Raw genomic sequence first — 23,282 nt, 5'->3', positions numbered from 1 at the left:
TCAGGCGATATGAATTTTTACGTTATTTTTATATCGCCTGCCTTATTCTTTCAGGCTTAAAGAATAAATTGACTCATTGCCGTCAGGCAACTCGGGCGCAAGTATTATGGTCAAGAATAAGCAGATATTGGTCGTTATTCATCTTTGCAGTTTTTTAGTTTTCCTTTACAGCCTGTCAATGATTCCACCTCTGCTGGTGGCGCTGCTCTATAAAGAAAAAAGCGTTTTCTCCTTTTTCTATACCCTGGTGATTGCCGGATCGCTCGGTGGGTTAGGCTGGTTCAGCACCCGTCAGGCCAAAGTACAATTGCGTACCCAGGACGGTTTTCTGATTATCGTCATGTTCTGGCTGCTGTTTTCGATGATCAGCGCCCTGCCGCTGTGGCTCGATGACACGCTGAACGTCAGCCTGACGGACGCGATGTTCGAAGGCGTGTCCGGCATCACCACCACCGGCGCTTCGGTACTTAACGATGTCTCGGGCATACCTAAATCCTTTCTCTACTACCGTTCCCAGCTCAACTTTATCGGCGGTCTCGGCGTCATTGTGTTAGCCGTGGCCGTGCTGCCGCTGCTGGGTATCGGTGGCGCCAAGCTTTATCAGTCGGAAATGCCCGGGCCATTCAAAGAAGAGCGACTGACGCCACGGCTGGCTGATACCTCGAAAAACCTGTGGCTGATCTATCTCGGTCTGGGGCTGGCCTGTACGGTGGCTTTCCGCATTGCCGGCATGCCGTGGTTCGATGCCCTTTGCCATGGGATTTCCACCGTATCGCTTGGGGGATTTTCCACCCGCAATGAGAGCCTGGGCTATTACGACAGCTCGGCGGTCGAAATGGTCGGCGGCATTTTCTCCATTCTGGCGGCGGTGAACTTCACCCTGTATTTCGTTGCCGTAGGCCGCCGCAGCCTGAAACCATTGTATAAAAACCCGGAGCTGCGCTTCTTCCTGCTGGTGCTGTCGATTATCGTGGCGATTGTTTGCCTCGAGCTTTATCGTTCCGGCATGTACGGCGCCAAGGACTCCTTCGTGCATGGCTTCTTTCTCACCAGTTCGATGATGACCGATAACGGTTTGGCCACCGCCGACTATGCCAAAATGCCCTCTCACACCATTATGTTGTTATTGGCGGCGAGCTTTTTCGGTGGCTGCGTGGGCTCCACCTGCGGCGGCATCAAGGCGCTGCGTTTTCTGATCATGTACAAACAAAGCCGGCATGAGATCAACCAGTTGGTGCATCCCAATGCCGTTTACACCATCAAGGTCGGCAACGCGCCGATTCACGATCGGGTGTTACGGTCGGTCTGGAGCTTTTTCTTTCTGTACGTTTTTTTCAGCTGCTTCTTCATCTGGCTGCTGAACCTGATGGGCTATGATCTGGTGACCTCTTTCGCCACCGTGGCCGCCTGCATCAATAACATGGGGTTGGGCTTCGGCGAAACTGCCGCGGGGTTTGGTACGCTTAGCGATGCGGCGAAATGGTTGATGTGCGCGGCGATGCTGCTCGGCCGCCTTGAGATCTACCCCATGCTGATATTGTGCTCGCGTGCCTTTTGGCGTTTTTAAGGCTTTGTAGCCCGCCATTTACAGGCTGTTTTAATCCACCTTGCTGTACCAATGCTGACACATTCGTAACGTGAATGTGTTGCATTGTTGTATTCGTTTCACTGCGATAAGTTACAAACACTGTAAATACATACAGTATTATTGTAACTTATTGAGGATATGAATATGCGTTTTAACAAGATGTTAGCTCTGGTAACCGTCCTGTTTACCGCCCAGGCTTCCGCCGAGGCATTGGAATCTATCGACAACTGCGCGGTCGGTTGCCCCACCGGTGGCAGCAGTAACGTGTCCATCGTCCGCCATGCTTATACGCTGAACAACAACAGCACCACCAAGTTCGCCAACTGGGTGGCTTATCACATCACCAAAGACACGCCGGCCAGCGGGAAAACCCGTAACTGGAAGGCCGATCCGGCACTGAACCCGGCAGATACATTGGTACCGGCAGATTACACCGGTGCCAACGCGGCACTGAAAGTTGACCGCGGGCATCAGGCGCCGCTGGCCTCACTGGCGGGCGTCTCTGACTGGGAATCACTGAACTACCTTTCCAATATCACCCCGCAGATGGCCGATCTTAACCAGGGCTCCTGGGCACGGCTGGAAGATCAGGAACGCAAGCTGATTGACCGGGCGGACATCAGTTCGGTGTATACCGTGACCGGCCCACTGTACGAACGCAATATGGGAAAATTGCCGGGCACCCAGAAAGCGCACACCATTCCCAGCGCTTACTGGAAGGTCATCTTTATCAATAACAGCCCGGAAGTGAACCACTATGCGGCGTTTCTGTTTGACCAAAACACCCCGAAAAATGCCGATTTCTGCCAATATCGCGTCACGGTGAATGAAATCGAGAAACGCACCGGGCTGATTATTTGGGCTGGTCTGCCCGACGACGTACAGGCTTCGCTGAAAGCCAAACCGGGCGTGCTGCCAGAACTGATGGGTTGCAAGAGCTAAAATAATGACCAAAAACCCGCTACGGCGGGTTTTTATTGGTCAATATAATGACGGCACCTGTGATTTAAATATAAACATTACTTATTAATACCCCGTTTTAAACCCGTCCTAATAGCGGAAATAATGTTATTTACCGTCATTAATTATCTTTAAATACCCGCTACGGCACCGTTCACTCTCCCGCCAAGCGGCCACACCTCCGGTCTTTTTTATTCTTTCTGTGCTTTTTTATCAGGGCGTTTGAGCAAGTTTATTGCCGAAAAGTTATCGGCAAGTTAATATCCCGCCAAATTATTAGATACCGAACCGTAAACAATGCATTTATCCCATTGTTGATTATTTTTTATCTCTCTTTACCCCTTCTCTTTTGCCTGCTTTGGCAATAACACCTGTTTTGTGAGAAAAACACATGGAAAATTTGTTATCAGACGATGGTGAGTTACCGACCAAAAATGGAACCGGTTTCAGTCGACGGGAAGTGCTGCTGGGGCTGGCCTCAACCCTGCTGGCAACGTCATTGCTCAGTTACCCGTTCCTCAGCCTGGCTGAACAACATACCGCGGCGGCCAACCCGCTGCAGTTTGCTCGTTTCTTCAAAATATCCCAGACATTGAGCGAACATGAGGACATCGATCAGGGAATGTCGGCGCGTATTTTTACAGCCTTACATAATCAGAATGATCAGTTCGCCACGCAGGTTGAGCAGCTTGGTGGGCTGTTACAGTCGGGTCAAAGCGCAAAACAGCTGCAACAACTGGCCATTCAGGCCGGCTTGCAGGCCCTGGTGACCGCCATTATCACCGCCTGGTATACCGGCACCGTCGGCCACGGCCAAACGGCTGAGCTGATTGCCTATAAAGACGCGTTGATGTACCGCCCCGCCAGCGACGCACTGATCGTTCCCACCTACTGCGGCAATGGCCCGTTGTGGTGGACCGCTCCCCCTCCAGCGGTCAACGCTTCCCTGTGATCTGAGAGTCTTCTGATGAAAAAACCTGAATTTACTGCCGATGGCAACGCCTCGGCCGATATCGTGATCGTGGGCTCCGGCATTGTGGGCGGCATGATGGCCGATCAATTAGTCAGCCAGGGTTATTCTGTGCTGGTGCTGGAAGCAGGCCTGCGTATTGAACGCGCCCAGGCCGTAGAAAACTGGCGCAATATGCCTTTTGATAACCGCGCCGGCTCCGATTATCAAGGGTTGTACCCGCAATCAGAGTTTGCCACCGCTCCGCTCTATTTTCCTGAAAACAACTATGTCGCCCTGAGCGGCCCGAGCGCAGGCAGCTTCAAGCAAGGGTATCTGCGTACCGTCGGCGGCACCACCTGGCACTGGGCCGCGTCCTGCTGGCGCCACCTGCCCAGCGATTTCCAAATGAAAACCCTGTACGGCGTTGGCCGCGACTGGCCGATTTCCTATGATGAACTTGAGCCGTACTATTGCCGGGCCGAAGAGGAAATTGGCGTGGCGGGCCCTAACGATCCGCAGCAGCAGTCGCCGGTTGAACGCAGCAAACCCTACCCGATGGATATGGTGCCCTGGGCGCATGGCGATATTCGTTTTGCCGAAGTGGTTAACCCGCACGGCTACCGTTCAGTCCCGATCCCACAGGGGCGCAGTACCCACCCGTGGAAGGGCCGTCCAACCTGCTGCGGCAACAACAACTGTCAGCCCATTTGCCCCATCGGCGCCATGTACAACGGCATTCATCATGTTGAACGTGCTGAAATGAAAGGTGCGGTGGTGCTGGCGGAAGCGGTGGTCTACAAGATAGATACCGATGAACAAAATCGGGTCACTGCGGTGCATTGGCTTGACAACAAAAAGCAGTCTCACCAGGCCACGGCCAAGGCTTTCGCACTGGCCTGTAACGGCATAGAAACGCCGCGCCTGCTGCTGATGGCGGCCAACGATCGCAACCCGAACGGCATCGCCAACGCTTCCGACCAGGTCGGTCGCAACATGATGGATCACTCCGGTTTTCACTGTACTTTCCTGGCGAAAGAGCCGCTGTGGCTCGGGCGTGGCCCGGCGCAGAGCAGTTGCCTGGTCGGCCCACGTGACGGTGAGTTCCGCAAAGACTACTCGGCCAATAAGATGATCCTCAACAACATCAACCGGGTCGTGCCTGCCACCCAGAAGGCGCTGGAACAAGGCTTGGTCGGTAAAGAATTGGATGCCGAAATACGCCGCCGCGCCGCTTACGGCGTCGATTTATCCATCAGCCTGGAACCGTTACCAGACCCCAATAACCGCCTGACGCTGAGTAAAACCCGCAAGGATGCCCACGGTTTGCCTTGCCCGGACATCCACTACGATGTCGGCGATTACGTGCGTAAAGGCGCAGAGGCCGCACATAAGCAATTGGAACATATCGGCCAACTGTTCGACGCCGAAGAGTTCAACATCACCACCAGCCTGAATGCCAATAACCACATCATGGGCGGCACCATCATGGGCGATAACCCAGCAGACTCGGTGGTCGATGGCAACTGCCGCACCCATGACCATGCCAACCTTTGGTTGCCGGGCGGCGGCGCAATTCCTTCCGCCAGCGTGGTGAACAGCACCTTGACCATGGCAGCTCTGGGCATCAAGGCCGCCGATGACATTGCGCGGGCACTGGCGGTGAAACCATGAAAAAACAGGCGAAATTGACGCTATTATCCCTGCTGTTGCTCGGCGGCAGCGCCGTGCAGGCGGCGGATAACGGAGAGTTAAGCGGTGCGGCGTTGATTAAAAAAGGCGAGCAAATTGCTATCTCCTCGGACTGCCAGGCCTGCCACACCAAACCCGAAGGCGGTACCCCCTTTGCCGGCGGCTATGGTATCAGTTCCCCCATGGGCGTGATTTACGCAACCAACATCACCCCATCAAACGCGGAGGGCATTGGCAGTTATAGCGAAGAGCAGTTTGCTCGTGCCGTCAGGGACGGGATCCGTGCCGATGGCACCCACCTCTATCCCGCCATGCCCTATACCTCTTATACCAGGTTGAGCGATGAGGACATCAAGGCGCTGTATGCCTACTTTATGCACGGCGTGAAGCCGGTCGATCAGAAAAATACGCTGACCGACCTGCCCTTCCCGTTCAACCTGCGCTTTAGCATGGCCGCCTGGAATCTGCTGTTTCTCAAAGACGGCCGATTTGCACCCGATGCGGCCAAAAGCGCGCAATGGAACCGGGGGGCTTATCTGGTTAACGGACCTGGGCACTGCGACACCTGCCATACCCCGCGCAACCTGCTGATGGCTGAAGACAGCAGTCAGGCTCTTGCGGGTGGCATGGTCGGCAGCTGGTACGCTCCCAATATCACGTCAGACCCGATCAGCGGTATCGGCGGCTGGAGCAACCAGCAACTGGTGCAGTACCTGAAAACCGGTCGGGTGGTCGGCAAAAACCAGGCTGCGGGCGGCATGGCGGAAGCCATCGAAAACAGCCTGCAATATTTTTCCGATGACGATCTGGCGGCTATCGCCGTTTACCTGAAAAGCACCGCGCCTGTCAGAGATGCCAAGGATAGCCAGCCGGCCGACAGTTACGGCAAGCCGTTGAACGTTGAGCCTCAGCTGCGCGGGTTGCAGCCTGCCAATGCCAACAACACCGTTACCGACGGCGCAGCGTTATTCAGCGGCAACTGCGCCAGTTGCCACCAACCGGACGGCAGCGGCAGCAAAAACCAGGCTTATCCTTCGCTGTTCAATAATACCGCCACCGGTTCAAGCAATCCGGCCAACCTGATCTCGGCCATACTGTTCGGGGTCGAGCGAAAGGTGGGCGATCAGCACGTGCTGATGCCGAACTTTGGCCCGCTGTCGTACGTCAATCCGTTGAACGACCAGCAGATCGCCGCTATCAGCAATTATGTGCTGCAGCAGTACGGCAATCCCGCAGTGAAGGTCAGCGCTGCGGACGTGACCGTATTGCGCCTGGGTGGCCCGGTGCCACTGCTGGCGATGCTGCAGCCTTATATGGCCCCGGCAATCGGCATTGCGGTGGTGGCGTTGATCTTTATGGCATGGCTGTTGGGGAGAAAACGGCGCTGAATTGATGACTGCAGGCTGGGGAGCTATCCCCGGCTTGCAGGCATTGCCGCATTTCCACAGGGATAGTTCGCAGACCGAATCTGAAAAGAACGGGGGTTATTGCGTTTGATTTTCCACACGGGTAATACCGTGTTTCTTCATCACTTCTTCCATGGTCAGATTGTCATCATCCGGCGTTTCGTCAATCACAACATCCTGCGGGCGGACATAAGGCTTGGTTGCGCGTTTGAACATCCACCACCAAACGAACACCAGAAAGGCACCGGACTTCAGAAAGATCATGGTCCATAACGCTATTTGATACCAGCTCATCTTTATCTCCATGAAAACGTTAAACGCGAGCGAATGGATCTATTTTAACCCTTGGCTTGATCGGATCAATAGTAAACGGCAGATCCCTCCGGGTTCAGGCCACTGTTATAGGGATTTCTATCATGATCTGCTCTACCTGCCGCTAAAACCCCCTTGAACTGCCTCAGAAACCCTGCCCGCAGCCTGATCCTGTTTTTGCCCGCATTTTGTCATAGTGAAAGCCATGCAAGATCCTCTGCACCGGTTTTTCCCTGCAAAAAGAGTGAATTACCCTTTCTCATCGCAATGTTTTTATATAGCTAAAACGTCTAACCAAACCACTTAAAACAGCCTTTTTGACCATAAAAATGTAAATTGCCCCGATTTTTCTATATACTCGCGGAGTTTAATTTCTTGGGCAGCCTGTTTGCCCCTCTTTTTATGGAGTTGTTTTAACGGACTATCCCATTCCCTAACGGACTAGCAAGAAGGTATTCTATGAGCCAAAACGACACTGAAATTGTGGCACGTCGTAGCCATATCAATCCTCCGGTATTTTTTATATCTGCCGCTTTAATCATCGTCCTGGTGGCCTTTGCCGCCTTCTATCCTGAGTTAGCCGATCGTAAGTTCAAGGCGCTGCAACAGGGTATTTTCACTAACGCCAGCTGGTTTTACATTCTGGCGGTCGCCCTGATCCTGCTGAGCGTGACCTATCTGGGTTTATCGCGTTACGGCAATATCAAGCTCGGGCCGGATCACGCCCAGCCGGACTTCAGCTATGTTTCCTGGTTTGCCATGCTGTTTTCTGCCGGTATGGGCATTGGTCTGATGTTCTTTGGCGTTGCCGAACCGGTGATGCACTACCTTTCTCCCCCGACCGGGACACCGGAAACAGTGGAAGCGGCTAAACAGGCCATGCGCCTAACCTTCTTCCACTGGGGCCTGCATGCCTGGGCGATTTATGCCATCGTGGCGCTGATCCTGGCGTTCTTCAGCTACCGTCATGGCCTGCCCTTGACGCTGCGTTCCGCGCTTTATCCCATCATCGGCGATCGCATATACGGGCCGATTGGCCACGCAGTCGATATTTTTGCGGTAATAGGTACCGTGTTCGGCGTCGCGACCTCCCTGGGCTACGGCGTGTTGCAGGTTAACGCCGGGCTTAATCACCTGTTCGGCTTGCCGATCAATGCAACGGTGCAGGTGGTGCTGATCGTGGTGATCACCGGGCTGGCAACGCTGTCGGTGGTTTCCGGGTTGGATAAGGGCATCCGCATTCTTTCCGAACTGAACCTCGGCCTGGCGGTGCTGCTGCTGGTCCTGGTGGGTACACTCGGCCCGACCGTGCTGTTGCTGAAATCCTTTGTTGAAAATACCGGCGGCTATCTTTCCGATATCGTCAATAAAACCTTTAACCTTTACGCTTACGAGCCGAAATCCAGCAACTGGCTGGGAGGCTGGACACTGCTGTATTGGGGCTGGTGGCTATCCTGGTCACCGTTCGTCGGCATGTTTATCGCCCGCGTTTCACGCGGACGTACCATCCGTGAATTCGTTACCGGCGTGTTGTTCGTTCCGGCGGGCTTTACGTTGCTGTGGATGACCGTTTTCGGCAACAGCGCCATTAATTTGATCATGAACGAAGGGGCGCGCGATCTGGCCAATACGGTGCAAAACGACGTAGCCCTGGCGTTGTTCAACTTCCTGGAGCACTTCCCGTTCTCTAATATTCTGTCGTTTATCGCCATGGCGATGGTCGTGGTGTTCTTCGTCACGTCGGCAGACTCTGGGGCAATGGTGGTTGATACGCTGGCTTCGGGCGGTTCGGATCAAACACCCATATGGCAGCGGATCTTTTGGGCTTCCCTGATGGGTCTGGTGGCGATTGCGTTGTTGATTGCCGGCGGTTTAAGCGCATTGCAAACCGTGACTATTGCCAGCGCCCTGCCGTTTTCGATGATCCTGCTGGTCTCAATCTACGGGTTGTTAAAAGCCTTACGTATCGACGCCTACAAACGCGACAGCCAGATGATGACCACGATTGCGCCGACCGCCGCGCGCAACCCGATCTCATGGCAGCGGCGTTTGCGTAATATTGCCTATTTCCCGAAACGTTCTCAGGTAAAACGCTTTGTCGGTGAAGTGGTTCAACCGGCGATGGCGCTGGTGGAAGCCGAACTGGCCAAGCAAAATACCACCTCCTCGATTGACGATTCGCAAGACGATCGCATCCGTTTCGAAGTCGATTTAGGGGAAGATCTGAACTTTGTCTATGAAGTGCGCCTGCGCGCTTACATTCAACCGGCCTTTGCTCTGGCGGGGTTGAAAGATGAGGAACGCGACGAGGAACATAAATACTATCGCGGTGAGGTTCATCTGAAGGAAGGGGGCCAGGATTACGATGTGATGGGCTGGACGCAAGAACAGATCATTCACGATATTCTCGACCAGTACGAGAAGCACCTGCACTTCCTGCATTTGGTGCGTTAGTGGTTGCTTTGCCAGACAAACCGTCCCAGCCGGGGCGGTTTTTTTATGGGTCCACGACGGCGATTGCCGTTTTTTAAACCCAATAAAAAAACCCCGCGCTCAGAGAGCACGGGGTCATAATTTATGGCGGAGGAGCAGAGATTCGAACTCTGGAACGGTTTCCCGTCGACGGTTTTCAAGACCGTTGCCTTCAGCCACTCGGCCACCCCTCCGCAACGAGGCGAACTATAAACAGAGCTGATCCGCTTGTAAAGCCCAAGGCCGTTCAACCGAACGAAAAACCAGCACCTCACGCTTGAGCGTTGAAGAAACCGCCAACTCCGGCTCAAGGTTGCAGCAATGATAACTAAGGGTAAAGATTGGTAAACAAACTTTAATCAAACGCTTGCGCTGCCTATCATCGTCACTAATTTTGTGATGACCTGACTAAGAGAGATCATTATGGACCGTATTGTCGTCTCATCCTCCTCGCGCGACTCATTGCTGAGTACGCATAAGGTTCTGCGTAACACCTATTTTCTGCTTTCACTGACGCTGGCTTTCTCGGCACTCACCGCAACCGCCAGCACCATGCTGGGGCTGCCGGCACCGGGCCTGCTGCTGATGCTGGTCGGCTTCTACGGGCTGATGTTCCTGACCCACAAGCTGGCTAACAGCCCTGCGGGCATCCTGGCGGCATTCGCCCTGACCGGTTTTATGGGTTATGCCCTGGGCCCCATCCTCAGTTCATTTATTAATACCGGAGCCGGCGACCTGATCATGCTGGCGCTGGGAGGCACCGCAGTGGTGTTCTTCTGCTGTTCAGCCTACGTGCTGACCACCCGCAAGGATATGTCGTTCCTGTCCGGAATGATGATGGCCGGTTTTGTAGTACTGCTGGTGGCGGTGATCGCCAATCTGTTCCTGCAGATCCCTGCCCTGCACCTGGCGATTAGCGCACTGTTTATCCTGTTCTCCGCCGGCGCCATCCTGTGGGAAACCAGCAACATTATTCACGGCGGCGAGACTAACTACATTCGCGCCACCGTCAGCCTGTACGTATCGTTGTACAACATGTTCATCAGCCTGTTGAGCATTCTGGGCTTCGCGCGCAGCAACTGATTCGGCGTCTGAGTCATACCCAAAGCCCCGCTCCGGCGGGGCTTTATTTTTTGCGGCGGTAAAAGTTTGCTAAACTGGCGGCCGTTCTGAATTACCCGTTACCGAGGCAGTATGTTGGAGTATCAAGGTCAGGTTATTGAAACTGACGCACAAGGTTACCTGAAAAACAGCGCCGACTGGCACGAGGCCCTGGCGCCGCTGCTGGCCGAGCAGGAAGAAATCACGCTTACCGAAGCGCATTGGGAAGTGGTGCGCTTCGTGCGCGGCTTTTACCTGGAATTTAATACCTCACCGGCGATCCGCATGCTGGTCAAAGCTATGGCGCAGAAGTACGGGGAGGAGAAAGGCAACAGCCGCTACCTCTATCGCCTGTTCCCCAAAGGCCCGGCCAAACAGGCAACAAAAATCGCCGGTTTGCCGAAGCCGGTAAAATGCATCTGAGACGCTAATAGCGAATGCTGAAGCCTTGATAATCTGCCGTACCGCGCGGTTCCACCAGCACGCGATCGACACGTGCGCTACGCGGACCGCCGCTTTTCAGCCATTCCACCAGCTTATCCACCTGCGGTTGCTCGCCGCAGGCCACCACCTCGACGCTGCCGTCATCAAGATTGCGCGCATATCCGCTTAACCCCAACGCCGTCGCCTGATGCTGGGTGTTGTAGCGAAACCCTACCCCTTGCACCACGCCATAGACATACGCAGCAATACAAACTTGTGTCATAATCGGCCCCTTATCGAATTTCGTTTATGGCATTTTCTGTGCGTACGCACGGCAATGTCACTCTTTTTACCTAGCTGGCAGCATTCTTAATTATGACCGTACGCCTGTTTCTCGCCAAAGGACGTGAAAAGTCCTTACTCCGTCGCCACCCATGGGTCTTCTCCGGTGCCGTTCAACGTATTGAAGGTAAAGCCCTGTCCGGCGAAACCATCGATATTCACGACGCGCAGGGAAAATGGCTGGCGCGCGGCGCCTACTCGCCTGAATCGCAAATCCGTGCCCGTGTCTGGACTTTCCAGCAGGATGAAGACGTTAACATCGAATTCTTCATCCGCCGTTTACAGCAGGCACAAAGCTGGCGTGATTGGGTTGCGAAGCGCGACGGGTTGGACGGATACCGTCTGATCGCCGGTGAATCCGACGGCATGCCGGGCATCACCATCGATCGCTTCCAGAATTTCCTGGTGTTGCAATTGCTGTCTGCCGGCGCCGAGTATCAACGTGCTGCGCTGATTACCGCCTTGCAGCATTGCTACCCGGAATGCGCCATTTACGATCGCTCAGACGTCGCGGTGCGTAAGAAAGAAGGCCTGCCGTTGGCGCAAGGACCGGTATTAGGTGACCTGCCCCCTGCTCTGTTGCCAATCACCGAGCATGGCATGAAGCTGCTGGTGGACATTCAGCAGGGCCATAAGACCGGTTTTTACCTCGACCAGCGCGACAGCCGCCTGGCTGCCCGTAACTATTCCGCCGGCCGCCGCGTGCTTAACTGCTTCTCTTATACCGGCGCATTCGCGGTATCTGCATTGATGGGCGGTTGCTCACAGGTGATCAGCGTAGATACATCGCAAGCGGCGTTGGATATCGCCAAACAGAACGTTGAACTGAACCGGTTGGATCTGAGCAAGGCCGAGTTTGTGCGCGATGACGTGTTCCAACTGCTGCGCAACTACCGCACGCAGGGTGAAAAATTCGATCTGATCATTATGGATCCGCCGAAGTTCGTCGAGAATAAAAACCAGCTGGCCAGTGCCTGCCGCGGCTATAAAGATATCAACATGTTAGCGCTTCAGTTGTTGAATCCAGGCGGTATTTTGCTGAGCTTCTCCTGCTCCGGTCTGATGCCTACCGATTTGTTCCAGAAAATTTTGGCCGATGCCGCTGTAGATGCCGGGCGTGATGTACAATTTATAGAGCAGTATCGTCAGGCTGCCGATCACCCGGTAATTGCGACTTACCCTGAAGGGCTGTATTTGAAAGGGTTTGCGTGTCGGGTGATGTAACTTGAAATACGCTGTTTTGCCCTCATATAGAGAGCAAGGCACTGTTTCTCAGGAGGTCATCATGATTGCCAGCAAATTCGGTATCGGACAACAGGTTCGGCATAAGCTGCTGGGGTACTTGGGGGTGGTAATTGATATCGACCCTGAATACTCTATGGAACAGCCTAAAGCTGATGAAATAGCGGCGAATACCGATCTACGTTTCGCCCCTTGGTACCACGTGGTGATGGAGGACGAAGAAGGCCAACCGGTGCATACCTATCTGGCGGAAGCACAGCTGGATGGCGAAGCCCAGGATGCCCATCCTGAACAACCTTCACTGGACGAGTTGGCGGAATCTATCCGTCACCAGCTCCAAGCCCCGCGCCTGCGCAACTGATTAGCCAGGCCTGAGAAACACCCAATAAGGGCCTGGCATTTGTCAGGCCTTTTCTTTTACCGGCTTTCAGCGCTCCAGACCCAGGCGAGGAAGCTCGATTTTAGGACAACGGTCCATTACCACCTTCAATCCTGCCTCACGCGCCAACGCCTCGGCCTGTTCATTAATAACGCCAATTTGCAGCCATAACGCTTTGGCACCAATCGCAATCGCCTCTTGCGCTACGCCATACGCCGCCTCCGAATTACGGAACACATCAACCATGTCCACCGGGTGCGGAATATCTTTCAGCGTGGCATAGGCCTGCTGGCCAAGCAACGTTTGCCCTGACAGCTTGGGGCTGACCGGCGTTACCTGATATCCCTGTGACAGCAAATAAGCCATGACACCAAAGCTGGGCCGGGATGGATTATCACTGGCACCCACCAGCGCAATGGTTTTCACCTGCTTGAGCAGGTCGGCAATCTCGTGGTCTTGCATCTTCGGCTCCAATCATCAACGGGCGATTTCCCTGTTCCGAGTGTACTCTATCGGCTTTAAATCGGCTAAACGCAACCATGCGGAAACTCCCGGCCACTTTTGCGGTCTGATGCTGTCACTGCCAGCATATCCGGCTCAAATAAATGTCCAAATGAAAATAAATGTGTACATTTGTAAACCAAACCGTAATGCTGAAAAACTTTGACACAATCTATGGCGTGTTCAACACTAATAGCGATGCCACTTATAAGGAGATAACCATGAAATTTGGTCTGATGGTTGCGGGGCTGCTCAGCATCAGTATCAGCATGCCTGCCGTGGCTACGACCCTGAAACTCTCCCCGGACATCGATCTGCTGGTGGTCGACGGCAAGAAAATGACAGGAGCGTTGTTAAAAGGTGCCGACAGCCTGGAGCTGGATGGCGGGCAACATCAGTTGCTGTTTAAAGTGGCCAAGTCTGTACGTTCAGGACAGCACGAACAAACTGCCTATACCTCCCCTCCGCTGATCGCGACCTTCAGTACGCAGAATGTCAGCTCCGTTGCCATTGAGCTGCCGCGTATTGAAAATGTACGTGATGGCCAAAGATTCGATAAAACGCTCAACTATCAAGTGATTGATAAGAACGGTAACGCGCTGGCGATGAAACACGACGTGCTGCATGCCGATGGCGCCACGCTCAGCGTCGATTTGGAAAAAGTCATGGCGGACTACAACAGTCAAAACCGCCCGGCCTCGGTGCCGGCTTTCACCCAGGTGCGCGCGACTACGCCTTCCTCTCCGCTCGCCAGTGCCGCGCTGAACTCCCCCACGGTCACTTTGAAGGGTGAAAACGTTTCCGAACAGATGCTGCAATACTGGTTCCAGCAGGCGGACAAAGAGACGCAAAAGCGTTTCCTCCATTGGGCGAATAAACAGCCCGTGCGTTAAGATTACCGGCGCCTTTATTTAAAGGCGCGCTTTCTTCGCATTTTCAGGTGTAAACGCTAGGCAGTGAAAAACAGTTTCAGTAATCTGTCGCACATCCCCTGATTAGCGAAGGACATCGAGATGGAATTTACTACCCGCACTATCGCCGCGCGTAAACACATTGCGCTGGTGGCACACGATCACCGCAAACAAGCCCTGCTTGCCTGGGTTGAAGAAAACAAATCCGTCCTTGAGCATCATCAACTGTACGCCACCGGCACTACCGGTAACCTGATCCAGCGTGCCAGCGGCATTCCGGTGCAAAGCATGTTAAGCGGCCCGATGGGAGGCGATCAGCAGGTCGGCGCGCTGATTGCCGAAGGCAAAATAGATATGCTGATCTTCTTCTGGGATCCCCTCAATGCGGTTCCCCACGATCCGGATGTGAAAGCGCTGCTGCGTCTGGCGACGGTATGGAACATTCCCGTCGCCACCAACCGCTCAACGGCGGATTTCCTGATCGATTCTTCACTCTTCAAACGTGAAGTGGAAATTGCCATTCCTGATTATCAGCGCTATTTGCAGGATCGCCTGAAGTAACGCTCGCGGCCTGGTTTCCGCCAGGCCTTAATTTTAAGGCTTCTTCTGAGCAGGAACGCCGAGATCCTGCAGTTGTTCAACGAAGACCGACGGACGTTCACGATCCTGCAGTAACCAGACCTGGTGCTTGGCGCGAGTCAGCGCTACATACAGCAGTCGCCGCTCTTCGGCATCCGGGAAATCTTCCGGCTGCGGCAACAAAACATCCTCCAATACCGACTCACGCGCGACCGCCGGAAAACCGTCGCTGCCTTGGTGCAAACCGGCGATGATCACGTACTCCGCCTGCTGCCCTTTACTGGCGTGAATGGTCATAAACTCGAGGGTCAGTTTTGGCCAACGGGTCGCCGCTTTTGCCAGCGCCTGCGGTTTCAAATGGTGATAGCGTGCCAGCACCAGAATTCGCTCATCCGGCTTGGCATAACCGCTCAGCTTGTCCAACAGATTTTCAAGCTGCTCATTCGGTAATAAAATCACCGATTTCTTATTGCCCTTGCTCAGGCTGTTCAACGGTTTTTTCAGCTGATGCGGGTTCTGTTGCACAAAACGGTTCGCGATCTCGCCGATACGATCATTGAAACGGTAAGTGGTATCGAGCGCACACTGGGCACCTTCGCCAAAGTTCTCGGCAAAGGCGGTGGTCAACGTCAGCTCGGCCCCGCTGAAGCGGTAAATGGCCTGCCAGTCGTCACCTACCGCAAACAGGCAGGTTTGTTTATTTTGTTTACGCAACGCTGCCAGTAATTGCGCACGCTGGGGTGAAATGTCCTGGAACTCGTCCACCAGGATGTGTTTCCACGGGCTGACGAACCGACCTTTCTCCAAGATATTGACCGCCTGGTGGATCAGGCCTGAGAAGTCCACCGCCCCTTCCTCTTTCAACGCCCCTTTCCAGGCCTTGAGCAAAGGAGCCATTAAGCGAATGCGTTTTGAGAACAGGTCACGGATCTCTTCATCCGCCTGTTCGATCATTTCTGCCTGGCTACCGCCGTGCATGCGCATCAGGCCCAACCAGCGTTCGAGTCTGCCGGCTAACCGCTCCGCCAGGCGCTTGTCCTGCCAAAAATCGCCTTCGGGCACTTCCCATTCCAACTCTTCAATCAACCATTGGCGCCAGCCTTTAGCCTGGGCTTTTTTCTCTGCGCACTGCTGCTGCCAATGGGTAATCAGCAAAGCCCGGCGAGCCTTGCTGTCGGTTTCCAGCTTACTGATCGCCGGCACCTTGCGGTTGCCCTGTTGGATAATCTGTAGTGCCAGTGCATGGAAGGTTTTGGCCTGGATAGCCACGCCGCCCAGCCGTTCCTGAATGCGTTCGTTCATCTCTTCCGCCGCCTGGCGACCGAATGCCAGCAGCAGTATTTGCCCGGGTTCGGCCTCCTGACGGCGCAATAGCCAGCCCGCGCGCGCCACCAATACCGAGGTTTTTCCGCTGCCTGCTCCGGCCAATACCAATACCGAGTCTTCACCGTTAACTACGGCGCGACTTTGCGAGTCGTTCAGCGGTGAGCTTTCTATGCTCTGGAAGAAATCCTGGTGCGTCTCCAGCATCCGTTCGGTCCACTGCCGGTTACGCTGCTCCACGCTGTGCAACCCGTGCTGCAGCCATTGGCGGCAGAGTTGATAATCTTCCCGACAGTTGTCAAATTCCTCCAGCCGTGCAACCGGCATGGGCAAAGCACCGAAAGACTGGCGAATCTGTTGCTGCAACTTGCCCAGTTCGGATTTCTTAAACCACTTATCCTGCTGCTCAATTCGCTGAATATGTTCGACCTGTTGCTGCAAAACGCCGGCGCTGACCTCGCTCATCTCAGCGCTCCACTGCTGCCAGGCCTGCTGGAGGTAATGATAGAAACGCTGAGTTTCCTGCCATTCAGTCCCGTGCAGGCGCACCACTTTTTCATCCGGCAGCTCAAACTCCAGCTCGCCCCAGACGATGCCGCGCTTGCATCTAACCTGAATCAACTGATTGAAAGGAATAAGGTATTCATGCTTTTCACCGCTCACCTCGACCCCGGCGTGCAGCAACCGCACGCGGTTATAAGGATGCTGAGCCAGGTGTTTCCCCAGCGATGTCGCTTTAAGTTCCATATCTTCGCGCCATGACTATGTTGAGATTAAATAACGGATATCTGCCAGTTTACCTGCGATAAGCAGTGGCACTCTAGCGCTAAAAAAAGGGTAGAATAGATTTTGCGTTTTGATAGCAAACGCAACCGCATCGCGGTTTGGCCATCATTAGAGCAGAATGACGACTATGCGTACTGTACTGAATATTCTTAATTTTGTGTTGGGCGGTTTTGTCACTACCCTGGGCTGGCTGATCGCCACGGTATTTAGCGTGCTGTTGATCATCACCCTGCCACTGACTCGCTCCTGCTGGGAGATCACCAAGCTGTCGTTACTGCCGTTCGGTAATGAAGCTATTCACGTTAATGAGCTTTACCCGGAAAAAAGTAATGCGCTGCTTTCCGCTAGCGGCTCGCTGCTGAATATTGTCTGGCTGATCCTGTTCGGCTGGTGGCTCTGCCTGTCGCATATCGCCGCCGGTATTGTGCAGTGCGTAACTATTATTGGCATTCCGGTGGGCATTGCCAATTTCAAAATCGCCGCCATTGCCCTGTGGCCGGTTGGGCGTCGCGTGGTCTCAGTAGAAATGGCGCAACAGGCCAGAACTGAAAATGCCCGTCGTCAGTATCAGCAGCGTTAATTTTTTCTCCGCCCGAGGAGTTTTTTGTGCTCTCTTTTGCACCAGCAATACGCCGTTATGCCTACAACAGCAACCTGCTTTATGACCTGCGTATTTTTATTGCGCTGGCCGGCGCAGCCGCCGTCCCCTGGTGGCTCGGTATTCCGAAACTCACTATTCCCCTGACTCTGGGGGTGGTGGCGGCGGCGTTGACCGATTTGGACGACCGCCTGACCGGCAGACTACGCAACTTGCTGATTACGCTGGTGTGTTTCTTTGTTGCCTCCGCCTCCATTGAACTGCTGTTTCCCTACCCCTGGCTGTTCGCGCTTGGCCTGACGACCTCCACCTGCGGCTTTATTCTGTTAGGTGCTCTGGGGCAACGTTACGCCACCATTGCATTTGGTGCCTTGTTGATTGCGGTTTACACCATGCTCGGCACTTCGATGTATGACGCTTGGTATCAACAGCCTATGCTGCTGATCATTGGTGCTCTGTGGTACAACCTGCTGACGCTGATAGGTCATCTGATCTTCCCTATCCGTCCTCTACAGGAAAATCTGGCGCGTTGTTACGACCAGTTGGCGAATTATCTGGACGCCAAAGCCAACCTGTTTGATCCCGACGCCGAACAGGATGCAGACCTGCCCTGGATGGACGTTGCCATGGCCAACAGCACGCTGGTGACTATCCTCAACCAAACCAAGGCTTCATTGCTGACGCGGTTAAAAGGCGATCGCGGCCAACGAGGCACCCGCCGCACACTGCATTACTACTTCGTTGCGCAGGACATCCATGAACGCGCCAGCTCCGCGCACGTTCAATACCAGGCGCTAAGCCGACAATTCCGTCATAGCGATATCCTGTTCCGCTTTCAGCGCTTGCTCAGCATGCAGGCTCGTGCCTGCCAGCAGTTGGCCCAGTCGATTTTGATGCGGCAAAAGTATCAGCATAACGTTCGCTTCGAACCGGCCTTTGCCCGCATTGATGAAGCTTTGGCTCGCGTTACCCTTACCCCGGAAAATCGCGAGTTGACCAAGGCGCTGTCGCACCTGTTGAAAAATTTGCGCGCGATTGACGCACAGCTGGCAAATATTGAATCCGAACAGGCATTGGCCAACGGCCAGGTGGAAGAGAACAGCCTGTCGGATGACCGGCTCACCGGCTGGAGCGATATTCGCTTGCGCATCAGCCGCCATCTGACGCCGCAATCGGCCTTGTTCCGCCATGCCATTCGCATGTCTGTGGTGCTGTGTATTGGTTATGCCTTTATTCAATTTACTGGGATGCAGCATGGCTATTGGATCCTGTTAACCAGCCTGTTTGTCTGCCAACCCAACTACAACGCCACTCGTCGCAGGCTGGCATTGAGGATAATCGGCACACTGGCAGGTATTCTTGTCGGGCTGCCAATCCTCTATTTTGTGCCCTCGGTGGAAGGCCAACTCGTGCTGATTGTGATTAGCGGCGTTTTGTTTTTTGCTTTTCGCACCGTGCAGTACGCACATGCCACCATGTTTATCACCCTGTTGGTATTGCTGTGCTTTAACCTGCTGGGCGAAGGTTTCGAAGTCGCCGGGCCGCGCGTTTACGACACGCTGCTGGGTTGCGCCATCGCTTGGGCCGCAGTCAGCTTTATCTGGCCTGACTGGAAGTTCCGGCAATTACCCACGGTGGTCAGTAAGACGCTGAACGCCAACTGCCGTTATCTGGATGCCATTTTGGTGCAATACCATCAGGGAAAAGACAACGGCCTGTCCTACCGTATCGCTCGGCGGGATGCGCACAACAGTGACGCGGAGCTGGCATCGGTGATTTCAAATATGTCTGCCGATCCCAAAGCCAATAAAGACGTTCAGGATGCGGCCTTCCGTCTGCTGTGTTTGAACCACACCTTATTGAGTTATATCTCGGCGTTGGGGGCACACCGTGAACGCCTGAATAATCCTGCGACCCTGGATCTGCTGAATGATGCTGTCTGTTATGTCGATGGCGCCCTGCATCAAGAAGAGCAGGACAGTGGGCGCATCACTCAGGCGTTGGAAAGCCTGGCTGAACGAATTCAACACGCGGCGCCGGAACCGGAAAGCAAAGATCAATTGGTGTTGCAGCAGATTGGGCTGGTGATTGAGCTCTTGCCGGAACTCACGATGCTGAATGCGCAAATAGGTAAATCGGCATAATCATTCAGGGCCTTTCATAAGGCCCTGGACTCTTGGGTTATGGCCGTGGCTAAGCAACATCATGGTGCGGTCAAACCAGTGCGTCAGCTCGCTGCGTAATTCCGAAGGCAAAGCGGCGTGATGATAACCGGCGATGGCCCCGCCTAATGAAAGCAGCACCCGCAACCCCAAATTTTTTTGCTGCTGCAGTAGCCGAAGATAACTGCGCTTGGCCCCGTTTAACCGCAAATCATAAACATTACGAATACCGGCTCGCCACAGCAAACGTTCCATATTGATGTCGATATTCGGTAAGGTTTTTAACCGACTCTGGTTGTCCGCTTTAATCTCTTGCTCCCGACGCGCTTCGCGAATGGCCTGCCAGGCTAACCCAACCAGTTCATCCCTATCACGCCACAAGGTCTCATCTACCCAGTAATAGCGCATAGTGATAGGCACACCGCGTTTGGAGTAAACCATATTGACCATACCGCGTGAGCGAAAGACCGATTCCAGCCCCTCCGTAGCGCGAAGATAAAGCTCTCCTTCAGCGATAACCGCGAACATGATGCCGTCGGCCAGTACCCCGTAGCCCCCGAACTGCGAGCGAGTAGTGATAGTGCCCAATGCGCAAAAACAGGCCTTGGCCTGTGCGATCCTTCCCGTTGATTTCCCTTTCATAACGTCCTCCTGGTGTGGGTTAGCGTTCTATCATTTCCCGTATCAATGAAATAAAACTAACGTGAACAAGTAATTAGAAAAATACGCACTATCCATGGGCATGCCAATCACAAAACTCTGCCGTATAAAAAATGATCGCAATTATGCGAGGTGCTACGAAGATTTGGGTTGATCTTACTGACAACTGGATGTACTGTATAAACATACAGTGACACTACGGGCGGGATACTTTATGCGTACTCAATCACTCTACAAAACCCATTTCAGCCACACCTCTTTTGCGGTGAACAATGCTGCAGAAAACACAGATGCCGGCAACAAAAATGGCCTTATCAGTGAACTTGTTTACAACGAGCATCAGCCCGCAGTGGCGCAATTGTTGCTGCCTTTGCTACAGCAGTTGGGCATGCAGTCGCGCTGGTTGTTATGGCTGACTCCACAGCAAAAGCTGAGTAAAAGGTGGCTACAGCAGTCCGGCCTGCCGGTTGGGAAAGTGGTGCAGCTGAGCCAAATCAGTCCGCTGGACACGGTCGAAGCGATGGAAAAAGCGTTACTGACGGGAAATTACAGTGTCGTACTCGGCTGGTTACCCGATCTTACGGAAGAAGATCGTCTAAAATTAAGACGCGCGGCAGAATTAGGTAACGCTTATGGGTTCATTATGCGTCCTCAACGTGACATAAACCCGATTCACGGACAGTGTTCCACCCTAAAAATTCACTCTTCTTTGTATCATTAAGTAAATTTAGGATTTTTCCCATCATTTTCATCGTTCTTCAAGGGAACCTTTATGGGATCAGGGGAAAAGCGAGTGCGGCTGCGGTTCCGCGGCCCAAAACGAAGGCTGGATTGCTCGTTTTTTTGCCGGTTAATGTTAGTAAATATGTACGATTCCGCGTTTTTTTTTAGAGCTTTATCACATCACACTTGTAACTTTCGCGCCACGTTGTAGACTTTACATCGCCAAGGTTGCTCTATAACGCCAGATAAACTGGCCGAGTAACAAACGAGGGCTCAAACCTTGGCGAAGGAATTTAACCAAGGGCTTAAAACAGCTTTAAAGCTCATTGCCTATTTGGATGATAACGAGGCGCAAAATGAAAAAGACAGCTATCGCATTAGCAGTGGCACTGGCTGGTTTCGCTACCGTAGCGCAAGCCGCCCCAAAAGATAATACCTGGTACACCGGTGCTAAACTGGGCTGGTCCCAGTACCATGACACTGGTTTCTACGGCAACGGTTACCAGAATGGTATCGGCAATGGTCCGACCCATAAAGATCAACTGGGTGCTGGCGCGTTCCTGGGTTACCAGGCGAACCAATACCTGGGCTTCGAGCTGGGCTATGACTGGCTTGGCCGTATGCCTTACAAAGGCAGCGTGAACAACGGTGCTTTCAAAGCACAGGGCGTTCAACTGGCAGCTAAACTGAGCTACCCAATCATCGACGATCTGGACATCTACACTCGTCTGGGTGGTATGGTATGGCGTGCTGATTCCAAAGCTAACTACGGCAATGGCACTCGTCTGAGCGACCACGACACTGGCGTTTCTCCGCTGGCTGCAGTGGGTGTTGAGTACGCACTGACCAAAAACTGGGCTACTCGCCTGGACTACCAATTCGTTAGCAACATCGGTGATGCAGGTACTGTCGGCGCACGTCCAGACAACACCATGCTGAGCCTGGGTGTTTCTTACCGTTTCGGTCAGGATGATGTTGTTGCTCCAGCACCAGCTCCGGCTCCAGCTCCAGTTGTTGAAACCAAGCGTTTCACTCTGAAGTCTGACGTGCTGTTCAACTTCAACAAATCCACTCTGAAAGCAGAAGGCCAACAGGCTCTGGACCAGCTGTACACTCAGCTGAGCTCCATGGATCCTAAAGATGGTTCTGTTGTAGTTCTGGGTTACACCGACGCCGTTGGTTCTGACCAGTACAACCAGAAACTGTCTGAAAAACGCGCTCAAAGCGTTGTTGACTACCTGGTATCTAAAGGTATTCCTTCAGACAAAATCTCTGCACGTGGTATGGGCGAAGCTGATTCCGTCACTGGTAACACCTGTGGCTACAAAGCTGGCCGTGCTACCAAAGCACAGATCGATTGCCTGGCACCAGATCGTCGCGTAGAGATCGAAGTTAAAGGTATCAAAGACGTTGTAACTCAGCCACAAGGCTAAGCTACCACTCTTAGTAAAAAACCCCGCTATGCGGGGTTTTTTTTCGCTCAAAATCAGCGGAACTGGCTACGTGCACCCTTTCACGGAATCACGGAACGGGACTTACTGTTCGTCTTTACCGAGAATGGCTTTTAAATCCTGTTTCAGCGATGACATCTGACTGGCATACTTCTCTTTACGTTCCGCATCTTCAATCAGCTGGACCACGGTTTCTGACAAAGTCACGCCGCGGCGACGAGCCAGGCCGGCCAAACGCTGCCAAACCAAAAACTCCAGATCGATAGATTTTTTACGCGTATGTTGGTGTTCTGCGTTAAAATGACGTTTACGCCGTGCGCGGATCGTCTGCTTCATCCGGTTATCCAGTTCCGGATTCATATGGTGGCTAATCCACGTCAGCACTTTTACCGGCTCATTTTCCAGCTTCAGCAGCTCTTCAATGGCTTCCTGAGCAAGGCTGTTTTCAATGTGGCGGGTAATAGCTTCCCCTTCCCGATGCTTCTTCACCAGGTACTTCCATTTCCAACCGCTCTCCAGATTTTCCAGTTGCTGATATTTCATCATGAGCTCTTCAGTGACCGCGTAACTTTAATTAAGCATAACAGCTTTACGCCGAATTTCCCCGGCAATTACCCCTCTTTTAGACTGTTTTTTGCACAGTCATCGCGCGATGTCAAACTCCCTGACACCAACTACGACTCTGCATGTATCAAGCTGTCGTTATTCTTGTATAATCGCCC

At 53.5% G+C, this 23,282-nt stretch carries 22 protein-coding genes and 1 tRNA gene; 16 read left to right on the top strand and 7 right to left on the bottom strand.

The genetic code is table 11. From position 1 onward, the window contains the following. Positions 1–106 precede the first annotated feature (106 nt). The 5 genes from H0S68_RS08690 to H0S68_RS08670 all read left to right on the top strand — a co-directional run bounded on the left by H0S68_RS08690 (position 107) and on the right by H0S68_RS08670 (position 6,577). Entirely contained in the window at positions 107–1,567 is a 1,461-nt protein-coding gene (locus H0S68_RS08690; RefSeq protein WP_020826191.1) for a TrkH family potassium uptake protein, read from the top strand. Between the two features lie 165 nt (positions 1,568–1,732). Further along, a complete protein-coding gene (locus tag H0S68_RS08685) occupies positions 1,733–2,530 on the top strand; it encodes a DNA/RNA non-specific endonuclease (RefSeq protein ID WP_044549633.1) in 798 nt (265 codons plus the stop codon). 409 nt (positions 2,531–2,939) lie between these two features. Beyond that, positions 2,940–3,500 carry a sorbitol dehydrogenase family protein gene (locus H0S68_RS08680; protein ID WP_048761961.1) on the top strand — a complete coding sequence of 187 codons (561 nt, stop codon included), beginning with the start codon at positions 2,940–2,942 and terminating at the stop codon, positions 3,498–3,500. Between the two features lie 15 nt (positions 3,501–3,515). Beyond that, entirely contained in the window at positions 3,516–5,171 is a 1,656-nt protein-coding gene (locus H0S68_RS08675) for a GMC family oxidoreductase (protein ID WP_046373969.1), read from the top strand. Beyond that, the gene (locus H0S68_RS08670) at positions 5,168–6,577 is read left to right on the top strand and encodes a c-type cytochrome (RefSeq protein WP_410529312.1); all 1,410 of its coding nucleotides are present in this window, start codon (positions 5,168–5,170) and stop codon (positions 6,575–6,577) included. The genes H0S68_RS08675 and H0S68_RS08670 overlap by 4 nt, the downstream gene beginning before the upstream one ends. 96 nt (positions 6,578–6,673) lie before the next feature. On the opposite strand, the gene H0S68_RS08665 is transcribed toward H0S68_RS08670, so the two are convergent. Then, complete coding sequence (locus tag H0S68_RS08665) at positions 6,674–6,889, bottom strand: hypothetical protein (RefSeq protein WP_020826186.1); 216 nt, start codon at positions 6,887–6,889, stop codon at positions 6,674–6,676. A gap of 477 nt (positions 6,890–7,366) precedes the next feature. Here H0S68_RS08665 and H0S68_RS08660 point away from each other — a divergent pair, with 477 nt between their 5' ends. Beyond that, positions 7,367–9,361, top strand: coding sequence for a BCCT family transporter (locus H0S68_RS08660; RefSeq protein ID WP_020826185.1), 1,995 nt, complete (start codon positions 7,367–7,369; stop codon positions 9,359–9,361). 124 nt (positions 9,362–9,485) lie between these two features. Here the strand turns inward: H0S68_RS08660 and H0S68_RS08655 are convergent. Continuing rightward, a tRNA-Ser gene (locus tag H0S68_RS08655) sits at positions 9,486–9,573 on the bottom strand. 229 nt (positions 9,574–9,802) lie between these two features. Here H0S68_RS08655 and yccA point away from each other — a divergent pair. Both yccA and tusE read left to right on the top strand, forming a co-directional pair. Then, the gene (gene yccA, locus H0S68_RS08650) at positions 9,803–10,462 is read left to right on the top strand and encodes an FtsH protease modulator YccA (protein WP_004942825.1); all 660 of its coding nucleotides are present in this window, start codon (positions 9,803–9,805) and stop codon (positions 10,460–10,462) included. A gap of 111 nt (positions 10,463–10,573) precedes the next feature. Continuing rightward, a complete protein-coding gene (gene tusE / locus H0S68_RS08645; RefSeq protein WP_020826184.1) occupies positions 10,574–10,903 on the top strand; it encodes a sulfurtransferase TusE in 330 nt (109 codons plus the stop codon). A 4-nt stretch (positions 10,904–10,907) separates the two neighbouring features. Here the strand turns inward: tusE and yccX are convergent, their stop codons facing one another. Beyond that, positions 10,908–11,186, bottom strand: coding sequence for an acylphosphatase (yccX, locus tag H0S68_RS08640; protein ID WP_020826183.1), 279 nt, complete (start codon positions 11,184–11,186; stop codon positions 10,908–10,910). 92 nt (positions 11,187–11,278) lie between these two features. Between yccX and rlmI the strand changes: the two genes are divergently transcribed. Further along, positions 11,279–12,469 carry a 23S rRNA (cytosine(1962)-C(5))-methyltransferase RlmI gene (rlmI, locus tag H0S68_RS08635; RefSeq protein ID WP_044549619.1) on the top strand — a complete coding sequence of 397 codons (1,191 nt, stop codon included), beginning with the start codon at positions 11,279–11,281 and terminating at the stop codon, positions 12,467–12,469. Between the two features lie 61 nt (positions 12,470–12,530). Next, on the top strand, positions 12,531–12,848 hold the full coding sequence (gene hspQ / locus H0S68_RS08630) for a heat shock protein HspQ (RefSeq protein ID WP_020826181.1): 318 nt from the start codon (positions 12,531–12,533) through the stop codon (positions 12,846–12,848). 66 nt (positions 12,849–12,914) lie between these two features. On the opposite strand, the gene H0S68_RS08625 is transcribed toward hspQ, so the two are convergent. Further along, on the bottom strand, positions 12,915–13,328 hold the full coding sequence (locus tag H0S68_RS08625) for a CoA-binding protein (protein WP_046373973.1): 414 nt from the start codon (positions 13,326–13,328) through the stop codon (positions 12,915–12,917). 260 nt (positions 13,329–13,588) lie between these two features. On the opposite strand from H0S68_RS08625, the gene H0S68_RS08620 reads away from it, so the two are divergent. Further along, complete coding sequence (locus H0S68_RS08620; protein ID WP_122078283.1) at positions 13,589–14,260, top strand: DUF2057 family protein; 672 nt, start codon at positions 13,589–13,591, stop codon at positions 14,258–14,260. A gap of 120 nt (positions 14,261–14,380) precedes the next feature. Further along, positions 14,381–14,839, top strand: coding sequence for a methylglyoxal synthase (locus H0S68_RS08615; protein ID WP_020826178.1), 459 nt, complete (start codon positions 14,381–14,383; stop codon positions 14,837–14,839). 33 nt (positions 14,840–14,872) lie between these two features. On the opposite strand, the gene helD is transcribed toward H0S68_RS08615, so the two are convergent. Then, positions 14,873–16,927 (bottom strand): DNA helicase IV, encoded by a 2,055-nt coding sequence (gene helD, locus H0S68_RS08610; RefSeq protein WP_198639823.1) that lies wholly within the window; start codon positions 16,925–16,927, stop codon positions 14,873–14,875. 166 nt (positions 16,928–17,093) lie between these two features. Between helD and H0S68_RS08605 the strand changes: the two genes are divergently transcribed. Together H0S68_RS08605 and yccS are read left to right on the top strand one after the other, a co-directional pair. Beyond that, on the top strand, positions 17,094–17,546 hold the full coding sequence (locus H0S68_RS08605) for a YccF domain-containing protein (protein ID WP_020826176.1): 453 nt from the start codon (positions 17,094–17,096) through the stop codon (positions 17,544–17,546). A 26-nt stretch (positions 17,547–17,572) separates the two neighbouring features. Further along, entirely contained in the window at positions 17,573–19,708 is a 2,136-nt protein-coding gene (yccS, locus tag H0S68_RS08600) for a YccS family putative transporter (protein ID WP_410529311.1), read from the top strand. Here the strand turns inward: yccS and H0S68_RS08595 are convergent, their stop codons facing one another. Beyond that, on the bottom strand, positions 19,709–20,368 hold the full coding sequence (locus H0S68_RS08595) for a TfoX/Sxy family DNA transformation protein (protein ID WP_122078274.1): 660 nt from the start codon (positions 20,366–20,368) through the stop codon (positions 19,709–19,711). Between the two features lie 232 nt (positions 20,369–20,600). On the opposite strand from H0S68_RS08595, the gene sulA reads away from it, so the two are divergent. Further along, entirely contained in the window at positions 20,601–21,107 is a 507-nt protein-coding gene (sulA, locus tag H0S68_RS08590; protein ID WP_044549608.1) for an SOS-induced cell division inhibitor SulA, read from the top strand. A gap of 358 nt (positions 21,108–21,465) precedes the next feature. Next, entirely contained in the window at positions 21,466–22,542 is a 1,077-nt protein-coding gene (ompA, locus tag H0S68_RS08585; protein ID WP_020826172.1) for a porin OmpA, read from the top strand. A gap of 102 nt (positions 22,543–22,644) precedes the next feature. Here the strand turns inward: ompA and matP are convergent, their stop codons facing one another. After that, positions 22,645–23,103 (bottom strand): macrodomain Ter protein MatP, encoded by a 459-nt coding sequence (gene matP, locus H0S68_RS08580; RefSeq protein WP_122080598.1) that lies wholly within the window; start codon positions 23,101–23,103, stop codon positions 22,645–22,647. Positions 23,104–23,282 lie beyond the last annotated feature (179 nt).

The sequence above is a fragment of the Serratia sp. AXJ-M genome (assembly GCF_046531865.1).
Lineage (GTDB): Bacteria > Pseudomonadota > Gammaproteobacteria > Enterobacterales > Enterobacteriaceae > Serratia > Serratia liquefaciens.
This window is presented reverse-complemented; position numbering and strand designations above follow the sequence as displayed.

Bases quoted from the DNA above. Each gene is read 5' to 3' on its own strand.
- H0S68_RS08690 (WP_020826191.1), top strand. From the start codon at position 107: ATGGTCAAGAATAAGCAGATATTGGTCGTTATTCATCTTTGCAGTTTT.
- H0S68_RS08685 (WP_044549633.1), top strand. From the start codon at position 1,733: ATGCGTTTTAACAAGATGTTAGCTCTGGTAACCGTCCTGTTTACCGCC.
- H0S68_RS08680 (WP_048761961.1), top strand. From the start codon at position 2,940: ATGGAAAATTTGTTATCAGACGATGGTGAGTTACCGACCAAAAATGGA.
- H0S68_RS08675 (WP_046373969.1), top strand. From the start codon at position 3,516: ATGAAAAAACCTGAATTTACTGCCGATGGCAACGCCTCGGCCGATATC.
- H0S68_RS08670 (WP_410529312.1), top strand. From the start codon at position 5,168: ATGAAAAAACAGGCGAAATTGACGCTATTATCCCTGCTGTTGCTCGGC.
- H0S68_RS08665 (WP_020826186.1), bottom strand. From the start codon at position 6,889: ATGAGCTGGTATCAAATAGCGTTATGGACCATGATCTTTCTGAAGTCC.
- H0S68_RS08660 (WP_020826185.1), top strand. From the start codon at position 7,367: ATGAGCCAAAACGACACTGAAATTGTGGCACGTCGTAGCCATATCAAT.
- yccA (WP_004942825.1), top strand. From the start codon at position 9,803: ATGGACCGTATTGTCGTCTCATCCTCCTCGCGCGACTCATTGCTGAGT.
- tusE (WP_020826184.1), top strand. From the start codon at position 10,574: ATGTTGGAGTATCAAGGTCAGGTTATTGAAACTGACGCACAAGGTTAC.
- yccX (WP_020826183.1), bottom strand. From the start codon at position 11,186: ATGACACAAGTTTGTATTGCTGCGTATGTCTATGGCGTGGTGCAAGGG.
- rlmI (WP_044549619.1), top strand. From the start codon at position 11,279: ATGACCGTACGCCTGTTTCTCGCCAAAGGACGTGAAAAGTCCTTACTC.
- hspQ (WP_020826181.1), top strand. From the start codon at position 12,531: ATGATTGCCAGCAAATTCGGTATCGGACAACAGGTTCGGCATAAGCTG.
- H0S68_RS08625 (WP_046373973.1), bottom strand. From the start codon at position 13,328: ATGCAAGACCACGAGATTGCCGACCTGCTCAAGCAGGTGAAAACCATT.
- H0S68_RS08620 (WP_122078283.1), top strand. From the start codon at position 13,589: ATGAAATTTGGTCTGATGGTTGCGGGGCTGCTCAGCATCAGTATCAGC.
- H0S68_RS08615 (WP_020826178.1), top strand. From the start codon at position 14,381: ATGGAATTTACTACCCGCACTATCGCCGCGCGTAAACACATTGCGCTG.
- helD (WP_198639823.1), bottom strand. From the start codon at position 16,927: ATGGAACTTAAAGCGACATCGCTGGGGAAACACCTGGCTCAGCATCCT.
- H0S68_RS08605 (WP_020826176.1), top strand. From the start codon at position 17,094: ATGCGTACTGTACTGAATATTCTTAATTTTGTGTTGGGCGGTTTTGTC.
- H0S68_RS08595 (WP_122078274.1), bottom strand. From the start codon at position 20,368: ATGAAAGGGAAATCAACGGGAAGGATCGCACAGGCCAAGGCCTGTTTT.
- sulA (WP_044549608.1), top strand. From the start codon at position 20,601: ATGCGTACTCAATCACTCTACAAAACCCATTTCAGCCACACCTCTTTT.
- ompA (WP_020826172.1), top strand. From the start codon at position 21,466: ATGAAAAAGACAGCTATCGCATTAGCAGTGGCACTGGCTGGTTTCGCT.
- matP (WP_122080598.1), bottom strand. From the start codon at position 23,103: ATGAAATATCAGCAACTGGAAAATCTGGAGAGCGGTTGGAAATGGAAG.